This window comes from Streptomyces sp. GD-15H (genome assembly GCF_045291515.1).
In the GTDB taxonomy this organism is placed as follows: Bacteria; Actinomycetota; Actinomycetes; order Streptomycetales; family Streptomycetaceae; genus Streptomyces.
Map to the genome: position 1 here is coordinate 3360407 of NZ_CP149447.1, position 16518 is coordinate 3376924.

General features: G+C 69.8%; 20 protein-coding genes and 2 pseudogenes. 12 read left to right on the forward strand and 10 right to left on the reverse strand.

Annotation, left to right across the window (positions count from 1 at the left end; all coding sequences use genetic code 11):
* Positions 1-135: 135 nt before the first annotated feature.
* The 5 genes from WJ438_RS15545 to WJ438_RS15565 all read right to left on the reverse strand — a co-directional run bounded on the left by WJ438_RS15545 (position 136) and on the right by WJ438_RS15565 (position 4529).
* Positions 136-1821, reverse strand: coding sequence for an N-acetylmuramoyl-L-alanine amidase (locus WJ438_RS15545; protein WP_406725788.1), 1686 nt, complete (start codon positions 1819-1821; stop codon positions 136-138).
* A gap of 810 nt (positions 1822-2631) precedes the next feature.
* Entirely contained in the window at positions 2632-3177 is a 546-nt protein-coding gene (locus WJ438_RS15550; protein ID WP_406725789.1) for an SMI1/KNR4 family protein, read from the reverse strand.
* Positions 3178-3382: 205 nt separating this feature from the next.
* Positions 3383-3868: a hypothetical protein gene (locus WJ438_RS15555; RefSeq protein WP_406725790.1), complete on the reverse strand. Its 486-nt coding sequence runs from the start codon at positions 3866-3868 to the stop codon at positions 3383-3385.
* Complete coding sequence (locus tag WJ438_RS15560) at positions 3868-3990, reverse strand: hypothetical protein (protein ID WP_406725791.1); 123 nt, start codon at positions 3988-3990, stop codon at positions 3868-3870. Before WJ438_RS15560 ends, WJ438_RS15555 begins: the two co-directional genes overlap by 1 nt.
* On the reverse strand, positions 3990-4529 hold the full coding sequence (locus tag WJ438_RS15565; protein WP_406725792.1) for a hypothetical protein: 540 nt from the start codon (positions 4527-4529) through the stop codon (positions 3990-3992). Before WJ438_RS15565 ends, WJ438_RS15560 begins: the two co-directional genes overlap by 1 nt.
* A 354-nt stretch (positions 4530-4883) precedes the next feature.
* Here WJ438_RS15565 and WJ438_RS15570 point away from each other — a divergent pair, with 354 nt between their 5' ends.
* The 6 genes and pseudogenes from WJ438_RS15570 (at position 4884) to WJ438_RS15595 (ending at position 9176) form a co-directional block, all read left to right on the forward strand.
* Positions 4884-5492, forward strand: coding sequence for an IS701 family transposase (locus WJ438_RS15570; protein WP_406725793.1), 609 nt, complete (start codon positions 4884-4886; stop codon positions 5490-5492).
* 115 nt (positions 5493-5607) lie between these two features.
* Positions 5608-6126 carry a hypothetical protein gene (locus WJ438_RS15575; protein WP_406725794.1) on the forward strand — a complete coding sequence of 173 codons (519 nt, stop codon included), beginning with the start codon at positions 5608-5610 and terminating at the stop codon, positions 6124-6126.
* A 274-nt stretch (positions 6127-6400) separates the two neighbouring features.
* On the forward strand, positions 6401-6754 hold the full coding sequence (locus tag WJ438_RS15580; RefSeq protein WP_406725795.1) for an SUKH-4 family immunity protein: 354 nt from the start codon (positions 6401-6403) through the stop codon (positions 6752-6754).
* A gap of 73 nt (positions 6755-6827) precedes the next feature.
* Positions 6828-7436, forward strand: a complete 609-nt coding sequence (locus WJ438_RS15585) for a hypothetical protein (protein WP_406725796.1) — start codon at positions 6828-6830, stop codon at positions 7434-7436.
* A 13-nt stretch (positions 7437-7449) separates the two neighbouring features.
* Complete coding sequence (locus WJ438_RS15590; RefSeq protein ID WP_406729700.1) at positions 7450-8286, forward strand: hypothetical protein; 837 nt, start codon at positions 7450-7452, stop codon at positions 8284-8286.
* A gap of 170 nt (positions 8287-8456) precedes the next feature.
* Positions 8457-9176: pseudogene (locus tag WJ438_RS15595) on the forward strand (DinB family protein).
* A 55-nt stretch (positions 9177-9231) separates the two neighbouring features.
* Here WJ438_RS15595 and WJ438_RS15600 read toward each other — a convergent pair.
* Positions 9232-10728 carry an FG-GAP repeat protein gene (locus WJ438_RS15600; protein WP_406725797.1) on the reverse strand — a complete coding sequence of 499 codons (1497 nt, stop codon included), beginning with the start codon at positions 10726-10728 and terminating at the stop codon, positions 9232-9234.
* A gap of 159 nt (positions 10729-10887) precedes the next feature.
* The gene (locus WJ438_RS15605) at positions 10888-11610 is read right to left on the reverse strand and encodes an NUDIX hydrolase (protein WP_406725798.1); all 723 of its coding nucleotides are present in this window, start codon (positions 11608-11610) and stop codon (positions 10888-10890) included.
* A 191-nt stretch (positions 11611-11801) separates the two neighbouring features.
* Here WJ438_RS15605 and WJ438_RS15610 point away from each other — a divergent pair, with 191 nt between their 5' ends.
* Positions 11802-12191, forward strand: coding sequence for a type II toxin-antitoxin system RelE/ParE family toxin (locus WJ438_RS15610; protein WP_406725799.1), 390 nt, complete (start codon positions 11802-11804; stop codon positions 12189-12191).
* Positions 12188-12529 (forward strand): helix-turn-helix domain-containing protein, encoded by a 342-nt coding sequence (locus WJ438_RS15615; RefSeq protein WP_406725800.1) that lies wholly within the window; start codon positions 12188-12190, stop codon positions 12527-12529. Before WJ438_RS15610 ends, WJ438_RS15615 begins: the two co-directional genes overlap by 4 nt.
* Before the next feature lie 85 nt (positions 12530-12614).
* Here WJ438_RS15615 and WJ438_RS15620 read toward each other — a convergent pair whose 3' ends face one another.
* Positions 12615-12890 (reverse strand): DUF397 domain-containing protein, encoded by a 276-nt coding sequence (locus WJ438_RS15620; RefSeq protein WP_406725801.1) that lies wholly within the window; start codon positions 12888-12890, stop codon positions 12615-12617.
* Positions 12871-13725 carry a helix-turn-helix domain-containing protein gene (locus tag WJ438_RS15625; RefSeq protein WP_406725802.1) on the reverse strand — a complete coding sequence of 285 codons (855 nt, stop codon included), beginning with the start codon at positions 13723-13725 and terminating at the stop codon, positions 12871-12873. Before WJ438_RS15625 ends, WJ438_RS15620 begins: the two co-directional genes overlap by 20 nt.
* Before the next feature lie 181 nt (positions 13726-13906).
* Between WJ438_RS15625 and WJ438_RS15630 the strand changes: the two genes are divergently transcribed.
* Both WJ438_RS15630 and WJ438_RS15635 read left to right on the forward strand, forming a co-directional pair.
* Positions 13907-14116, forward strand: a complete 210-nt coding sequence (locus WJ438_RS15630) for a hypothetical protein (RefSeq protein WP_406725803.1) — start codon at positions 13907-13909, stop codon at positions 14114-14116.
* Positions 14116-14439 (forward strand): annotated as a pseudogene (locus tag WJ438_RS15635) (ATP-binding protein); the annotation flags it as partial. The gene WJ438_RS15630 and the pseudogene WJ438_RS15635, both read left to right, overlap by 1 nt.
* A gap of 36 nt (positions 14440-14475) precedes the next feature.
* Here the strand turns inward: WJ438_RS15635 and WJ438_RS15640 are convergent.
* Complete coding sequence (locus WJ438_RS15640) at positions 14476-15087, reverse strand: hypothetical protein (protein WP_406725804.1); 612 nt, start codon at positions 15085-15087, stop codon at positions 14476-14478.
* Positions 15088-15265: 178 nt separating this feature from the next.
* Here WJ438_RS15640 and WJ438_RS15645 point away from each other — a divergent pair, with 178 nt between their 5' ends.
* Positions 15266-15451 (forward strand): hypothetical protein, encoded by a 186-nt coding sequence (locus WJ438_RS15645; RefSeq protein WP_406725805.1) that lies wholly within the window; start codon positions 15266-15268, stop codon positions 15449-15451.
* Positions 15452-15590: 139 nt separating this feature from the next.
* A complete protein-coding gene (locus WJ438_RS15650; protein ID WP_406725806.1) occupies positions 15591-16469 on the forward strand; it encodes a hypothetical protein in 879 nt (292 codons plus the stop codon).
* The last annotated feature ends 49 nt before the right edge of the window (positions 16470-16518 follow it).

The following is a 16518-nucleotide window of genomic DNA, read 5'->3' on the forward strand; positions in this document are numbered from 1 at the left end:
GCCCCGGTCCGCGCGCAACCGCAGCGACGTGCGGACCGGGCGCCACGCACCGCGCACCGCCGACGGGGCGCTCCGGACAGCCCGCCCGGAACGCCCCGTCGCCGTTTCCCCGCGGATCGACTCGCGCCCGCGGGATCAGCCCGCGTACTCCGACGCGCCCGCCGTGCGGCGGATCTCCGGCAGCGCCGAGTAGAGCGCGACACCCGGACAGAGCGTGGCGAAGCCGTCGCGGTGGCCGGAAATCGCGTTCAGCGTGACCTTGTCGCCGTTCTTCCAGCCCTTGGCGTCGGCCGCCGCGGTGAGCGTGACCTTCGCCTCCGGGTCGACGCCGTGCAGGCCGAGCTTCCAGGCGGAGACGTCGGCGATCGCCTTCTTGGCCGCGGCCGTCGGAGTGCCGCCGTTCTCGTAGTCACCGAGCAGCGAGACACCGGCCGAGGAGCCGTTGAAGCCATACGTGTGGGCGCCCCGGACGGGCTTGTCGGTGCCGCCCGCGCGGCCCTCGAAGACCGTTCCGCACTTGTCGACGAAGAAGTTGTAGCCGATGTCGCTCCAGCCGTTGGTCTTCACGTGGTACGTGAGGATCGCCCGGATGATGGCCGGTGAATCGGCGCACTCGTAGCTGTTGGTGCCGGCCGTGTGGTGCACGAAGACCGCGTCGACCTTGTCCAGGTACGACGGCGGGTCCGTCACGAGCGACTCGTCCGCGCCCCAGTCGGCACGGCTGACGACCGCCGGTGCGGCGGGAGCGGACGGTGTCGTCGACTCGGCCGGGTCCGGCTGGGTGCTCGGCTCCGCCGTGGGCTCGGTGGTCGGGTCGGCGGTGGGCTCCTCCGTCGGCTCCTCGCTCGGGGCGGGGGCGCTCGGTTCGGCCGTCGGCTCCTGCGTCGGCTCCTCCGTCGGGTCCTGCGTCGGCTCCTCCGTCGGGTCCTGCGTTGGCTCCTCGGAGGGCTCCGGCGCCGTCGGCTCCTCGCTCGGGCTGCTGGGCTCGGCGGTCGGCTCCTCGCTCGGGGCGGGGGCGCTCGGTTCGGCCGTCGGGTCCTGCGTCGGCTCCTCGGAGGGCTCCGGGGCACTGGAGGTGGCCGGCTGCTCGGTGACCGGGGGCTCGGCCGGCTCCGAGGACGGTCCGGTCGGCTGCTCCGGGGCGCTGCTCGGCTCGGTTTCCCCGCCGGATTGCGACGGGTCCGGGGCGGCGGTCCCGGAGTCGCCGGGCTCGGCGGACGGCTTGCCGTTGCCGTTGCCGTTCCCCTTGCCGTTCTCCTGTCCCTTGCCGGTCTTCTCCTTGCCCTTGCCCTTGCCGCCCTTCGTCTCGCCCGGGTCGATCATGTCCAGCCGCAGCGCGTCCGGCACGGCGGTCTCCTTGCCGCCGGCCACGACACGGGCCTCGACGGCGTCCGACGGCCCCACCCACAGCGGCTCGGACGCGCCCCGGACACCGCCGGCGTCACCCTCCTGCGTCTCGGGGGCCCGGATGTCGAAATCGAGGTCGCGCCAGTCGGTCCACGTGCCGTCCTCCGCACCACGGGTACGGATCTGCGCGGTGCCCTCGAACTCGTCGGCGCTGTCCTCCCAGGAGACACCGACGAGCGAGAACAACTGTGTGTCCGTGCGCGGCAGTTCGCGCTTCTTCGGATCCTTGCCGGTCAGCGCCAGCGTATGGGCCTGCGCGGGACGCGCGGCCTCGTCGGCGCCGCCGCCCTCGGAATCTCCGCCGACGGCCACGGCCGTCACACCGGTGCCTGCCAGGACCACGGCCCCGGCCGCCAGCCACATCGTGCGCTTCGACGTTCTCGTACGCCGCGCGCGGGTTCCTCTTGGACTCATGCCCACCCCTTGTGAACCTTGTACGTGAAGACCAGTTGTCGTTGGCGGGCGGCTCGCCGACACCGGTAAAGCGGCCGAACTCACCCACCGCAGTGGCCCGTTGGACGTGCCCGCTGTGGATCGCGAGCGTGCAGGCCGCCCGGCCGCCCCGCTCGCCGAGGACGAGCGCCACCGCTTGCGCCCTTGCCCGCGTTCTCGCCCGCACCGTTCTGCGCACCGGTGGTTTCGGCGCCGGCCGCCGCCGCATCCGCCTTCACACCGCCCTCGGCTTCCGCGTGGTGCGGCCCCTCGGACATGCTCTCCGGTTCTTCGCTTTCCACGGATGCCATGGATTTCGCGGATTCCTTCGATGACACGAACAGGGCCCGGCTTTCGGTGTGACGGATCGATGCGGCATGCAGCTGAAGTCAGACCGGGCGGTTATACACCACGCGGAGCGCGCCACGCGACGGAGAGAGCAAAAGGGGCGAACCGATCGCTTTTCAAGGGGGTAAATTCCCTGAATGTCCTCGGGCTTGACGAGCCCTCGATCCGTTGGTCAATAATTCGCCCGCGCGCCCGCGAGCCGGTCTTTCACCTGCTCACGGGCGGCGGAACACGGCTGACTCCCGGCTTGGTTCTGTCTCGGGCTTGGTTCTGCCCCGGGTTCGTACACCTGCATCGGCGTCCGCTGATGCGCTGAGCGGGCTGCGGTAGGACTCATAGCAGTCCCGGTCCGAGAAAGGCTGGAACCGGTTGTCGCCGTCGCCCCGATGGCCGCATGCGCCATTGGCTCTGTCCACGTGTTTCGACAGCGCCCGAGGCAGTTATTCAGGCCGACCAAGCGTCACCGGAGTGCCACTGCCGCACCCACTGCTCGAAGCCCCAGGCGTCATCCCCGGGCACCGGGCCGGCTTCCACGTCGGCCACCATCCAGACCTCGCCCCGGCGGGGCCCCGTGGTCACCAGCACCCAGAACGACTGCCCGTCCTCCGATCCGAGAATGATCGACCCCTTGGTGTACACGGCATCGGTGCGTGGATCGTCCTCAGGGTCGACCGTCTCGTCGTCCTCCCACTGCCAGGCCGCCTCTAGAGGGAACAGTTCTCCCGGCTGCCGCGGACCGAGGTCCGGCCAGCTCTCCGGCAGCCACCCGAGCGGCTGCAGACCGCCGTCTTCTGCGGGACCGAGGCTGCACCCGTTGCTGATCTCCGCAACAAAGGTTCTGTACGGCTCCGGGAGCATCACCCGGTTCTCGGTCTCCCAGATGGCGACGTCCTCATAGCCGAGGGGAGGCTCACGCCACTCGGGCCCGAACGCGGAACGCAGGAAGTCGAGGGTGGCCTCAACAGGACGCTGATCAGGTGTGGTCGTCACGGCAGGCATGCTGGCAAAAGATCGGTGGTCTGATGGAACGCCTGAGCGCCGGTATTGGCCATCACGGCCATGAAGGCCAGGCCGACCGAAACGGTTCGGGTAGTGGAGTGGCGGCGTCCACACCGTTTTCCCCTTCTCGCGCCGGCGGAGCCCCACGGCCCTGGCCGGCGGCGTCGAAGTCGATCCACTCCGCACCCGCACGACGTCAGTAGTAAATGACGGAGTCGATGTAGAGCTTCGGGTCATCCGGGAGTTTGCCGTCGAAGGACGCGCCCATGACGGTGGTTTCCGAGGCCGTCTGCCCTGCGGGTACTTGCTGGAATTCGAATTTGTTGGTCGTCACCCAGTCCTTTCCGTTACCGACACTGACGGTGACCCTTATGTTGTGGCTCCTGTCCCTGGTGTTGGTGACGTTGCAGGCGACATTGATGCCGATCTCATTGCGGGTGGCCCGGATCTCCGTGTCGCCGAGCGTGACGATCTTCGTCTTCCCCAGGTAGCTGATGACCGGTGACGGTTCCGGGTCGACTGGGGGAGATGCCGGAGGACTCGGGGTGCCGCTCTGCACAACAGGGGAAGGGAGCGAGGAAGCGGCAGGGGGGTGCTCACTGTTCGAGCACCCGGTGACCAGGACGGCAAGGAGCAGGGCCGCGCCCCAGGACGCGGGACGCAGTGCGTTGGAGGAGGGCATCAGTTGCAGGACCCCGTGGTGAGGTAGTTGTCGATGACGGTGCCGCTCCCGGCCTTCATGCGGTCGTAGGCCCGGCCACAGTCGCCGCGCTTCCGGTGGACGAACCCGGCGACGGACCACATCAGTCGGTGTCCGACGGTGAGTCGGCGTGGGGTGGTGCGGGCAGTTCGCCGGCGCAGGTGGCGCGGCCGTGGGCGCCGGAGGCGGTGGCGCTCTGGACGTGAGCGCCGCGAACGGCGAGGGCGCAGCGGGCCTGCCCGCCCGTGCCGTTGAGGACGATGCCGAGGGTGGGCGGCCGGCCCAGGGGCACGTGGACGGTCTTCTTCCAGGGCAGCTCGATGTCCTTCTCGACGGTTGCCCTGCCCTCCTCGCCGCGGGCGAGGTAGCTGACGTCGACGTGGCCCTCACCGGTCACCTGGTACGTCACGGCGGCCGTCGAGGGCTTCGACTGCTCGGGCGCGGTGTCGCCCGTCGTGCCGAGGACGCCGTACAGGAGGAAGCCCAGACAGGCGGTGAGGATCACGCCGGCGGCGAGGAAGCCGGCCCGGTCGCCGCCACGGCGCCTTTCGGCCGATTCACGGGCCGCGGTGGCTGAATTCTTTCCGGTGGCTTCCGGGTCGGCTGTTTCCGTTCCTTCTGCGGTGCTCTCGCTTTTCGGCATGGGCCTGGCCTTCGTCGGGGCGCGATTTCCGCGCGTGCTTCCTGCACGGAACCGGGCGGTTATACCGCATGCCGGTCCGCCGGGTCCACCCCCCGGATAAAGCGGGCATAAATTCGATGTTTAATTCGGCGGCCTTCCGTATCATCCGTCAATCAACCGGAATGTGAAAGAGATTGACGCGGCCCTTCACGCGTGATTAGACAGGCGTCGCTTCGCGGTTTTTCCGCGAAGCGGTCCGGTCGGGAATTCCCGTCCGGTGGCTCGGCGTGCCCGAATTCCAGGCCGTTCTGGTACTACAGCCGGAGATCTTGTGACGGTCTGCGGGGGCGTCGTTGACCGGGCATGATGCTGGATGTGACGGCTGAGCAGATAGCCGAGTGGGACGCCGAACTGTCTGTTCTGACCAGTTCGTTGGGGTACTTGTTCAACCGGCCGGAGCCTCGGGTGGTTTTCGCGCAGTTCATCGAGGGGCTGCTGGCGGAACTGCCGACGAAGAACGGCTGGACGCTCGCCGAGCGGGCCGGGCATGTGACCGCGGATCGGATGCAGTGGCTGCTCAACGGCTCGGTGTGGGATGCGAACCGGCTGCGCGACGCGGTCCGCGACTATGTGGTGGATCACCTGGGCGACGCAGATGCGTCGCTGGTCATCGACGATACACAGGCCCAGAAGAAGGGCAGCAAGTCGGTCGGGGTGGCCTTCCAGCACTGCGGCCTGACCGGCGATATCCGCAACTGCCAGGTCATGGTGATGCTCAGCTACGCCACCGCCGCCGGGCACGCCTTCATCGACCGGCGGCTGTATCTGCCCGAGGACTGGACCACCGACCGGGACCGCTGCCGGGAGGCCGGCATTCCCGACGAGGTCGCCTTCGCCACCAAGCCCAAGCCGGCCATCGCCATGCTCGAGCAGGCCCGGTCGGCGCAGGTGCCGTTCACCTGGATCCTGGCGGACGCCGGCTGACGGGCGGGACCCTCAGTTGCGCGCCTGGTGTCACCGGCAGAGCGCGCCGTACGTCTTCGGCGTCCCGGTCGATCTGCCGCTTGACGGCCCGCCGGGCAGGCCGCGTCAGCCGGCGGTGAAGCGAGCCGACGACCTGCTGCACTACGCAAAGACCCGTGACCAGTGGGAACGCCGCTCCTGCGGGGACGGCGCCAAGGGCGAACGACTCTACGACTGGACCGCCTTCGCCGTGCACGTCAAGGACGAGGACCCCGCCGACACCTTCACTCACTGGCTGGTGCTGCGGCGTTCACTGCACCCCAACCGGCGTGGCAAGGACGGCGAACTGCACCGCGAGGTCGCCTACTTCCTCGTCCACGCCCCGGCCGGCATCACGGTCTCGCAGATCATCGCGCGAGCCGGCGGGCGCCGGCAGATCGAGGAGGACAACGAGATCAACAAGCAGCTCGTCGGCCTCGCCCAGTACCAGGTCCGCAAGTGGACGCCCTGGCACCGGCACGTCACTGCCTGCATGCTCGCCAGCGCCTTCCTGGCCGTCCAACGCGCCCAGATACCCGAACCCGATCCTGCGCCGGAAGAGGGGGCCGACCTGGGAAAAGACCACAACCCCGGCGTGAGCGAGGCCACTGGCTGATCCCCGGACCACTGCTGCGGCCCTCCGTCCACACCATCCGGCACTGCCTGGCCGCCACCCGCCTCAACCCGCACCACCCCGTCGAAACCATCCTGACCTGCGAGTTATGGCGCCGCCTGCACCAGACCCGCGCCCAGGTCAGTCACTACCGACGCCGCGGCGACCCACTTCCGCACCGCCTCCAGCCCTGGGCGCACCACCGACCGATCCCGCCGATCACCGACCCTCAAGATCTCCGGCTGTAGTACAGGGAGGGCGTCACGGGGTGCAACTTGTGGGTGACGTCCAGGAAGCTTCGGCGCCAGAGATTCGGTCCGCGGCCGGTCATGCCTTTCGGCTCGGTGAGTACTGGGGGAGATCGATCGGTGTGCTGCAAGGGGAAGGGACGGTGGTCGCCTTCCCGCACTCGGATGATCAAACGGTTTCCTGCGTGAACTCGACGACGCGCAAATTCGTTGAAACGTCTTGGCGGTGGTGTTCGGCGAGGAGGACCCTGAAAAAAATGGATGACCCGGATCAACTGCAAGACAGTTTGGAGCGCTTCTACGACCTGGCGTGCGAAGTGGATACCGAAGTAGGGCAGAGCAGTAAGTTCAACTGGTGGCCTGGCGTTGTAGCCGGATGGTGACGGCCCCGCGGTCCGAACGCCTTGCCGGGCAAGCACGGCCCGACGGGCGACAGCGCCCGATATCCTCGGCCGCGTGATCGATGAAGCGAGCCGGTGGCGTCGGTTCGCCGCGCTCCTGCCACCCGCCGACGCCGCGGGATTCGTGGACTGCTGGGACATCGGGGAGCAGGAAGCCGGACTCGACCGGCTCGTCGTCGGCCTTCTGGACCATCGGGTGCCGATCAGCGAGACCGTGCGGGCCGAGATCGCCGTGGCGGCCGAGGTCTGGGGCGTGCGGACAGCGCTCGCTCCCCGTCTCGGCCGATGCCTCGGTGATCACCGGGAGGACACCGGACTGAGGTTGATCGAGCACGCCGAGACCGTCCCGTTGCCCGGATCCTCCGTCGGGACCGACACGGCACTGACCGATCTCCTGGTCGTTCCGTGGATCGCCTGTACGCGCTGCGGCCAGGTCCTCGCGCGAGCGCACACCCGGGAGCCGTGGGGTGACCTGTCCTACCTCGCAAGGCACTACGTACTGTTCGCCCCCGGGCGGAACGCGTCGACGGCGCTGTTCGCTCCCGGCTCGGCATGGGCCGCCCTGACGGAGCTGCGCACTTCCTGCGCCCAGGTACAGGCACCCGTTCGAGGGGCTGTACCGCCATCGGAAAATGCATCTTCTGAGGAAATAGCCGAAGAGTGAGGGGTGCCGGTGGCTGGAGACGGAGGGTGGCCCCTTTCTCCTGACACCAGTCTCACGGCTTCACGCGTGGACGGGCCGCCACGGTGACGACGACCTGGTCATCGATGCAGCGGACGCGGGACACTCCGAGTGTTACGCGCTGCCGGGAAGAAACGTCGTGTTTCTCGACGACGAACCGCTTCGCACCACGATCATGGAGTCACGGTCGCTCGTCGTTCAGTGGCTCCACTCCCCCTCCGAGGGTGAACCGAGTGGAGCCACCGCTTCATCACCAGAGACAGGCAGAACCACGATGGCAGCGAAATGTACCGGTGGGCCGGAAGGCTGGCAGTGGTCCCGTCGGGTCGGCCCGGTGTCGCTCCTGGCCGCGCTGGTCCTGGCCGCGCTCACGCTCTCGGGGTGCGGCCGTGGGCCCGATTCGGCGGACGCCGGTCCGGGGAGGGAAACCCGGGCTCCGCAGTCGGCCGATCCCGGCGTCAGGCAGGACAGGCAACCGGTGCGGACGCACTTCCCCGAACTCGGGGACTTCTCCTCCGTGATCTGGAAGGAAGAGATCCTCGGCAAGGACACGTCAAGGGTGCCCGGCCCCTCGGACGTTCGGGTGTCCGGAGTCGTTCGGCTCGCGGACGCTGACGTGGCAAGGCTCAAGGACGACTATGCCTGGCGGCACGAGCCAAGCACGCCGGTGGTGCTGAGTGACATCCGTCCGCACGTACCCGCGGGTACGCACTGGCAGACAAGCGAGGACTTCACGGCCGCCGTCACGCAGGAGCACTACTCCGGCGCGTTCCATGCCGACTTCGAGCAGAGGATCGTCGTCTTCGACGCGATCAACCCCGAGCCGGGATGAGCTTTCCGGCCATCCGGCATCGTGTGCTGGACAAGTGTGGTGATGCGGGTGGTGCTGGTGCTGCGCCGCTTCGGGGCGAGGAAATCGGTCGCGCCCCGTGAGGGGATCCGTTAACTTCCGCCTGAGCACAGTGTGTTGCGTGCGAGACGCGACCGCCGAGGAGGCCGGGCATGGAGATCGAGGGCGTGCGGACCGACCGGTTGGGGCTCCTGCTCGACCAGTTCGACCAGGCCAGGGAGATGGCCCAGGTGCGGCTGACGGGGCTCGGTGACGAGGAGTACCTGTGGGAGCCGGTGCCCGGTTGCTGGTCGATCCGGCGCCGGGGTGAGGCGGCGACGCCCAGGGCGTTCGGACCGGGCGAGTGGCTGCTCGACAAGGGCGCCCCGGACATCCCCTCGAGCGAGTACGCCGAGGTCGCCCGGCAGGCCGCGGGCGGCATGACCGTCGACAGGATCGCCGATGACTGGAGCGTGAGTGTCGAGCGGGTCGAGCAGGTCCTCGCCCACACCGGTGTGCCGGAGCCCGACGCATCGCCGGTCACCACCATCGCCTGGCGGCTGGGGCACCTGCACTCCTGCTTCGCGGGCCAGTGGGAGTGGATCTTCGGTGAGCGGCGGCGGGAGCCGAACCTGCTGGTCGACTTCACCCCCTCCGCCGCCCTGGCACTGGAGCGGTTCTGGGAGCTGGTCGACCGCTGACGCACCGACGTCGGCGCCGTCACCGACGAGCAACTCGACACGGTCGGCTTCTCCCAGTACCCGTACAGCAACGACGCCGACTACCCCTTCATCGCCGTACTGGCGGGGGCCAACCTCGAGTTCATCCACCACATGGCCGAGATCGCGGTGCTCCGCGACCTGTGGCGGGCCCGCTTCACCACGTCCGAGTGACGTCGCGCGGACGGGTGTCGGGCAGGTCGTTGCCCTGCCCGACACCAGCCGGGTATCAGCCGCCCAGGACCGAGCCGAACTCGGCGTTCGCGTAGGTGAGTCCGAAGGACTCCGCGCCGAAGGAGGTCGCGCCGGCCGTCGTCAGACCGTCCGCCGAACCGCGCAGCACCCAGTCGCCGCCGTCGCGCACCGACCCCTCGGTGACGTCCTCGCCCTTCGCCGCGATCGTGAGGTCCGCCTTGCCGTCGCCGTCCACGTCGGCGAGGTCCACTGCGGAGCCGAACCAGTCGTCCGTCTCCGCCTCGTCGGGCACGCCGGCGGTGGTCTGGTCGAACGCCTGGGAACCGCTGCCGGTCAGACCGGCGGCCGTGCCCTTGAGCAGCACCGTCGCGCCGGTCCCCGAGGCATCCCGGACCGTCTTGCCCGGCACGCCGACGGCCACGTCCGCGTAGCCGTCGCCGGTGACGTCGCCGACCGCGACGGACGCGCCGAAGTTGTCGCCGACCCGGTTCTTGCCCGGCACGTCGGCGGTGTCCTGGTCGAGCATGGCGGTGCGTTGGGCGCCGAGGCCCTGCGCGCTGCCGTAGCGGACGTGGACGAAGCCCGCGGCGTCCGGGTACTCGCCCGTGGTGGTCGCCGACGCGGGGACGTGACCGGTGACGAGGTCGGCGTAGCCGTCGCCGTCGACGTCCCCGGCGGCCGTCGAGACGGTGGGCGCCTCGTTCGCGCCGGAGTCGTCGCCGCCCGGGTCCGGCAGCCAGGACTCCTGCAGCCCGCTGTCGCTCCACGTGTAGACGGCGGTGTGCTGGCAGCCGCCCGTCGTCCCGTCGCAGTTCTCCGGCCCGGTGACGACGAGCTGGGCGCGTCCGGCGCCGGTGAAGTCGGCGGCGGTGAGGGTGCGCGGCTGTATGTAGGCGTTGTAGTTGTAGAAGCGCGCCACATCGGTGGGCGCCGTGCGGCCCACCAGGTTGTCGTACGCCCACAGGTTGGTGCGGCTGAGCGTGGCGATCTGCGGGACGCCGTCGCCGTCCAGGTCGGCGACGACGACCTTCTTGCCGTAGTCCTTCTCGGAGGACCACTCGCTGGTGGCGTACGGGCTGACCATCGAGACGCCGTCGCCGGTCAGGCCGCTCGGGCCGCCCCACAGCACCGTGACCGTGCCGTAGTCGCCGCTGTACCGCACCGATTCGCCCGGCGCGCCGATGACGAGGTCGGCGTACCCGTCGGTGTCCAGGTCGCCACTGGCATGCGTGGCACCGAACAGGTGGTGCGAGCCGGCGTCACCGGGGACGCCCGTGGAGTTCTGGGTGAGGGTGGTCGAGCGGGCGGGCGAGACGCCGTCCGCGGAGCCGTACAGGACGGTGACCGAACCCGCGTCGATGTGGCCGTCGACGGGAGCGTGGGGAGTGGCCACGACGAGGTCGGCGACGCCGTCGCCGTTGAAGTCGTCGGCCGCGGAGGTGGCCGCGCTCGCCGTGGGGGCGAGGGTGAGGGACAGGCCCGCGGCGGCCGTGGCGACCGCCAGGGCGACGGCCAGGGTGCGTGTGCGCAAGATTGCTCCAGTCTCAAGGACAGAAGTGAGGCGTGGGGGGCCGCATGCATGACGATCAAGGTGTGGCGGGGGTTGTGCCCGGTGGGGGAAGGATCACGGACGCTCCACAAACAACCCCGGCTCGCTCACCTGCGGTTCACATCTGTCGCGTCCAGGTGGTCAGCGGTGGGAAATCCCGCCGTGGCGGCGGAGCACCGGTGCCAGGTAGGACACGTGCGGGCCGGTGAGGTCCGCCAGGTCGGTGGGGGTGCGGACGAGGGCGAGCCGGTCGAGTTCCGGGGTGCGGCCGAGGGCGCGCTCGGTTGCCGTGAGGGCTGCGTAGCGGTCGTGCAACCATGCCGACGGGCGGGGCGGGGCCTGGAACAGGACGCCGACACTGCCGTTCGCGCCCCGGGTGACCTGCCAGGGGGTGAGGTCGTCGGCAGGGGTGTCGACACTGGTCTCCTCGGCCAGCTCCCGGGCCGCGTGGTGGCGTAGGGTGGCCAGGTCGAGGGGTGCGCCGTCCGGCGGGGGCTCGACCGAACCGCCCGGGAGCTGCCAGCGACCGGGTGAGGTCGTCCAGGACGCCATCCGGCCCACCAGCAGTCGCCCGTCGTCCGTCGGCTGCGCGACCGACACGAACAGGGACGGCAGCCGTACGGTCGCGCCGGGCAGCTTGCGCAGGACGTAGAAGCGGTAGGTCGCCCGGACCCAGGTCAGGACGAGGCCGTCACGTGCGTCGTGTTCCAGGCCCGTACACCCGGCCACCGGCCCGTCGAACAGGGTCGGGTTGGCCCGGACCGCCGCATCCCAGGCATCATCCATGGCGCGCCGGTCCTCCGGCGACAGCTGAGGTGGCAGGGCTTCGACCAGTCGCAACCGGTCAGCGGCGAAGAGGTCCATGCCGGGACCGTACCGGGCCCGTCCGGTACGTCGTCGACAAGCTCGTGCCGGTACGCGGGGCCCCGCCGGCGATCGCGTGGAAGGGCAACCGCCGGGCGCGAGCCGTCCTGAATGCCGCAGCGGAACTCATCGGCCTCCCGGAAGGCGAGTCCCGCATCCCGCCTTGCTTATGCTGTTAGCGACATATACCGTTGCGGCGTGGATGGCTCTTCGCGATCGAGCTCGAACCCGAAGTGCGGGACTGGCTGGAAGCCCTGCCGGCCAAGCACTTCCTCAAGATCGACGAGTATGTCGGGTTGCTGGCGGAGCACGCTGCCGACCTCGGCGAGCCCTACGCCCGCTACCTCGGCGACGGAGTCCGGGAGCTCCGCCCGACGCTTGATGGCGCTGCCATACGCCTCACGTACTGGCTCACCCCGAACCGCACCGCGGTCCTGCTGACCGTCTTCCGCAAGACGAGAATGCGGGAGGACGCCGAGGTCAGGCGCGCGAAACTCGCGCAGAAGGTTTGCGAGGCGGAACACGAACCGGCCCACGAGGAGTTCATTCGTACCGTCGATGAGGGAGAGGTGGAGCAATGAGCCACAGCCGCTGGAAGAGCCTGCGCGAACGGAAGCTCGCGGAGGGCCTCACCGAGCCGGAGGACGTGGCCGAGGCGCGGCGCGGGATCCGCCTGTCCATGGCACTGGCGAAGGCTGTGTACGACCGGCGGACGGAGCTCGGGCTCACCCAGACCGAACTGGCCGACCGCGCCGGCCTCACCCAGGCCAAGATCTCCCGGATCGAGGGTTCCGACACCGTCCCCACGCTGCCGCTTCTCGCCAAGCTGGCAAAGGCCCTGGACGCGACGCTGAACATCGCCCTGGACAACGACGACACCCACGTGACCTTCACCGCTCACGACACCGACGCAGCCTGAGGGGCCGCCGGGGCCCTCTCTGCCGGCCTGCCCGGCGCGATGCGATCCTGCGGCCGTCTTTCCGGTGAACCAGCACTGACGCGGGCTATTTGAGGGACGTGACGAACGACGTCCAGGCCGGGGCCGTGATGGTGAGGACCGGGCCGTGGGGGACCTTGGAATCGCGCACGGGGACGACACCGGTGTGGGCGTCGCACACTTCGAGGCAGTCTCCGCCGTCGCCGTTGCTGTACATGCTCTTGCGCCAGCGGGCGGCGCCGGGGAAGGCTTCGGCTACCTCGACGCAGTTGCCGCCATCGCCGTTGCTGTAGCTGCTCTTGCGCCAGGCAGCCGTGCTCAAGTCAATCGCGTTGCTTGCCATTTCGGTCATCCTCAGCCGCTTGCTCGATCAGGGCGAGGGACGCCTCCGGAGGCAGTGCGGCGGCCCTGAGCCGATCGTATGCCTTGCGGTACTGCTTCACGAGGGCCGGATCGTCGATGGTGTCTCCGCTGTACTGGGCTTCCGTGTAGATCAAAGGTGGGGCGTCGGCAAAGGTCATGACCATGGCCGTGCCCAGCATGAGCGGGTGCGGCCCGCAGTTCCACGGAAGAATCTGGGAAACAATCCGATGGCGCCGCGCCAGTTCCGTGATGCGTTCCCATTGTTCGGCGTTCTGCTCCGGCGGCAGGATCGGCTGACGCAGCAACGATTCGGGCAGGATCACCCAGTACTCCGGGGCCTTGTGGTTGTCCTCGAAGAGCCGGGCCCGCGTCAGCCTGGCGGACACCTTCTCCTCCACCTCCTCGTCCGGCGCCAGAGGGTGCGCAGACCGGGTCACCGCCCGCGCATACGCCTCCGTCTGCAACAGCCCCGGGATCAGCGTCGGGCACCACTCCTCGATGGTCTCCGCGTGCTTCTCCGCATCCAGCACCCGCTCGAAGTAGCTCGCGTGCCCCCGCCGTTTCGCCCTGCGCACGTCCTCGCAGCGGCGCCGGAAGAAGCCGTCCGTGCCGAGCACCTTGTCGACGTGCTCGGCGAGCTCCGCCGGCATCCGGCGCGTCCCCCGTTCGATCTCGCTGAGGTGGCTCGGTCCGTAGAAGCTGCCCTCGGCCAGCTGCTGGAGCGTCAGCCCCGCCTCCTCCCGCTTCCACCGCAACTCGCTGCCGTAGAAGGTCGGGACGCCCGTCGAGCCGTCGATGTCCTTGCGCTGCCCCATCGTTCACCGTCCTTGGTGTGCCGTTACCGCCCGCTGCCCGGCGTTCCCCGGCCCGCACCCACTCCTGGCGGGCATACGCGCAGCTCAGGGCCGGGAGCCCGAACCCCTGTCACGCTACGGAATCCGGCGGCAGAGTGTGAGTGGTTCGTCACACAGCGCACTGGAAGGTGTGAACTCCCCCATGCACGACCACCACCCCACCTCGGCCGACGACTGCGTCGAGGAGCTGCGGGCCGCGCTCGCCGCGCACGGCATCACGCTCCCGTCCCTCGGCATCGACATCCCGGCCTTCGCGGCCCGCCACCCCACCCGACCGCTGATCGCGCTCGGCAACTGCAACCTCCTCACCGCCCGCGCCCTGACCGCTGCCCTCCGTAAGGGGGACGCGTGATGCGACCGTCCCTGACACTGGAACTGCCCGCCACCCCGGCGGCCGTGTCCGGCGTGCGCCGCGCCCTGCGCGACTACGGCACCGACGTCCAGCTCTGCGCGAGCGAACTCGTCACCAACGTGATCCGCCACCTCGGCGAGGGCGTCCCCGTCACCGTGCGGGTGTCCTGTGACGACGGCCGTACGCGGCTGGAGGTCACCGACCCCGACCCGTGTGCCCTGCCCGTCCTCCGCGAGGCGGTCACCGTCGACGACGAGTCCGGCCGGGGGCTCGCCCCGCTCGACGCGCTGGCGCTGCGGCGAGGCGTGACGCAGGGGCCCGGCAGCAAGACCGTGTGGTGCGAGCTGGCGGCGCGGCCGTCAGGAGGCGAGCGCGGCGGACACCCGGGCGAGCCGGGCGGGCGGCAGGGCGAAGTGGTTGGCGGGGTTGCGGTAGGAGTACTCGCCGTCGTTGATGCGGACCCCGTCCCCTCGCGTGGACCAGGTGGCGGGCCCGGGTGCTCCCTGGCTCTCCACGAGTGCGGCGGCGAGCGCTTCGGGGTCCTCGACGCCGACGAGGGCCCGTAGCGCCGAGGCCAGTCGCTCGGTGGCGTGGTCGTCGGGCACGTCGTCGTCGCCCAGCGCCGGCAGCAGGAGCATCAGGCGCGCGTCGGGGTCGGTGGTGGAGCCGCCGGGCAGACCGTTGTCCGCCGCGGTGAGCAACTCGGGCCAGGACAGGGCGGGGCCCATGAAGTGGCCCTCGTCCATGGCGAGGAGTTCGGCCCCGTCCCAGTCGGGGTGGTGCACCAGGTAGTCGGTGCCCGACTCGCCCTGGAACGCGCGGTAGACGACGTGGAGTCGGTGGCCGCCGACGAGGGGGACGGTAAAGGCGGGCCAGTCGGCGTGCTCGTGCAGGCTGCGGTGGAAGTCGTCGACGGCCTCGTAGTCGGCGCCGAGCAGCAACTCCAGTCCCCCTCGCTGCCGTCGGCGCACGAGACGAGATGCCCGAGCCAGAACAGCCGCTCGTCGAGGAGTTCGGGACGGTGGGTGAGGGGGTCGCCGTCGTATCCGGGTATCCGGGTGGGGATCAGGTCCCTGCTGTTCGTCACGGGCGACATCATGTCGCGACCGTCAGCCCCCCATGTCAGTGGCGTCCGTTTCGATGACGGGCATGGACGAACGGGAAGAACTCCGCCTGGAAGAAATCCTTTCGGCGGTCCACCGGCTGGTCGCACCCAGTACGGGCGACCTGGCGTGCGAGGCGCCGGGGCATCGGGCAGGTCGCACATGTCTGGCGTCGTCGGCGGCGATCAGCTTCCCCTGGGTCGTGAGCTACGGCAACGGGGACCGGCAGTGACACCCCGTTGGGGAATACGCGGGGAAGGTCCCGGGCGCCGGGCATGGCGCCACCGGATGCCGGGATTGTCCGCCGGGGTGATCAAGGGGTGGGCGCTGTTGTACAGTCCGCGCCCCGTCGTGACGTAAGGAAAAGGTCCATGCGAACTCGTCCCGGACGCACCGCCGCGCTCGCCCTCCCGGTCTCCCTCACGCTGGCCGCGTGCGGCGCGGCGGCGGAGGAGCAGGTCGGGGCAGGGAGCCCCGACGTGACGGTGCCGTCGTCTCTGGCGGCCGAGCCGTCCGCACCGCCCGAGACCGCGGAGGACTTCCTCGACCTCGCCGAGAAGGCGATGGCCGAGGAACCCGCCTGGACCTTCTCCGTGCAGGGCGAGGAAGGACTGACGCTCCAGGGCCAGAAGAGCGCGGCGACCTACGAGGGCAGCCTCCGGCGTGCCGCCGGGCGGGCGGCACTGCACTCGCAAGGCGTCAGCACCAGCAGCAAGGGCACGAAGAAGACCGAGGAACTCTACGTCGTCGGCGACGCGGGGTATCTGAAGGAAGGCGCGGCCGGCTGGAAGGCCGTGTCTCCCGCCGATCCCGAGATGCGGAACAAGGTCGAAGACCCGATCGCGGTCGTCGACGAGTTCCGGATGTACGCGCAGGCTGCCGACGGCGAGGTGAAGGTGACCGAGACGGAGGGCGGCGGCACGGTCGAACTCCGTGTCGTGAGCGGCAAGCAGAAGCTGAGTGCCGTCCAGGACCGGGCGTGGGCGAAGAAGGCCAAGCGCGAGTTCGACCCGACGGCCGAGCAACTCCGTCAGGCGGGCGTCCCGGTCGAGGACGGGCAGTTGACGCTCTCCGGCCTGGAGGAGGTGCTGGTCCTGGACGCGACGTCGTACCGGATCGAGAGCCACCGTCTCGACTTCGGCTTCCTGATTCCGTACAACGGTCAGGACATCACGTTCGAGCAGAAGGTCAGCGAGGCGAACCAGGGCCCGTACCAGGGGAAGATCGAGCTTCCGGCGGACGTGCGCTGACGCGGAGTTCCCTGCCCGCACCCGAGTGGTGGGCGGCCGGGTGCGGGCG

Excerpts from the sequence above, each read along its gene's own strand:
- WJ438_RS15555 (WP_406725790.1), bottom strand. The coding sequence starts at position 3,868 with ATGCCCTCCTCCAACGCACTGCGTCCCGCGTCCTGGGGCGCGGCCCTG.
- WJ438_RS15630 (WP_406725803.1), top strand. The coding sequence starts at position 13,907 with ATGCACGACCACCACCCCACCTCGGCCGACGACTGCGTCGAGGAGCTG.
- WJ438_RS15560 (WP_406725791.1), bottom strand. The coding sequence starts at position 3,990 with ATGTGGTCCGTCGCCGGGTTCGTCCACCGGAAGCGCGGCGACTGTGGC.
- WJ438_RS15625 (WP_406725802.1), bottom strand. The coding sequence starts at position 13,725 with ATGGGGCAGCGCAAGGACATCGACGGCTCGACGGGCGTCCCGACCTTC.
- WJ438_RS15645 (WP_406725805.1), top strand. The coding sequence starts at position 15,266 with ATGGACGAACGGGAAGAACTCCGCCTGGAAGAAATCCTTTCGGCGGTC.
- WJ438_RS15650 (WP_406725806.1), top strand. The coding sequence starts at position 15,591 with ATGCGAACTCGTCCCGGACGCACCGCCGCGCTCGCCCTCCCGGTCTCC.
- WJ438_RS15620 (WP_406725801.1), bottom strand. The coding sequence starts at position 12,890 with ATGGCAAGCAACGCGATTGACTTGAGCACGGCTGCCTGGCGCAAGAGC.
- WJ438_RS15565 (WP_406725792.1), bottom strand. The coding sequence starts at position 4,529 with ATGCCGAAAAGCGAGAGCACCGCAGAAGGAACGGAAACAGCCGACCCG.
- WJ438_RS15605 (WP_406725798.1), bottom strand. The coding sequence starts at position 11,610 with ATGGACCTCTTCGCCGCTGACCGGTTGCGACTGGTCGAAGCCCTGCCA.
- WJ438_RS15545 (WP_406725788.1), bottom strand. The coding sequence starts at position 1,821 with ATGAGTCCAAGAGGAACCCGCGCGCGGCGTACGAGAACGTCGAAGCGC.
- WJ438_RS15615 (WP_406725800.1), top strand. The coding sequence starts at position 12,188 with ATGAGCCACAGCCGCTGGAAGAGCCTGCGCGAACGGAAGCTCGCGGAG.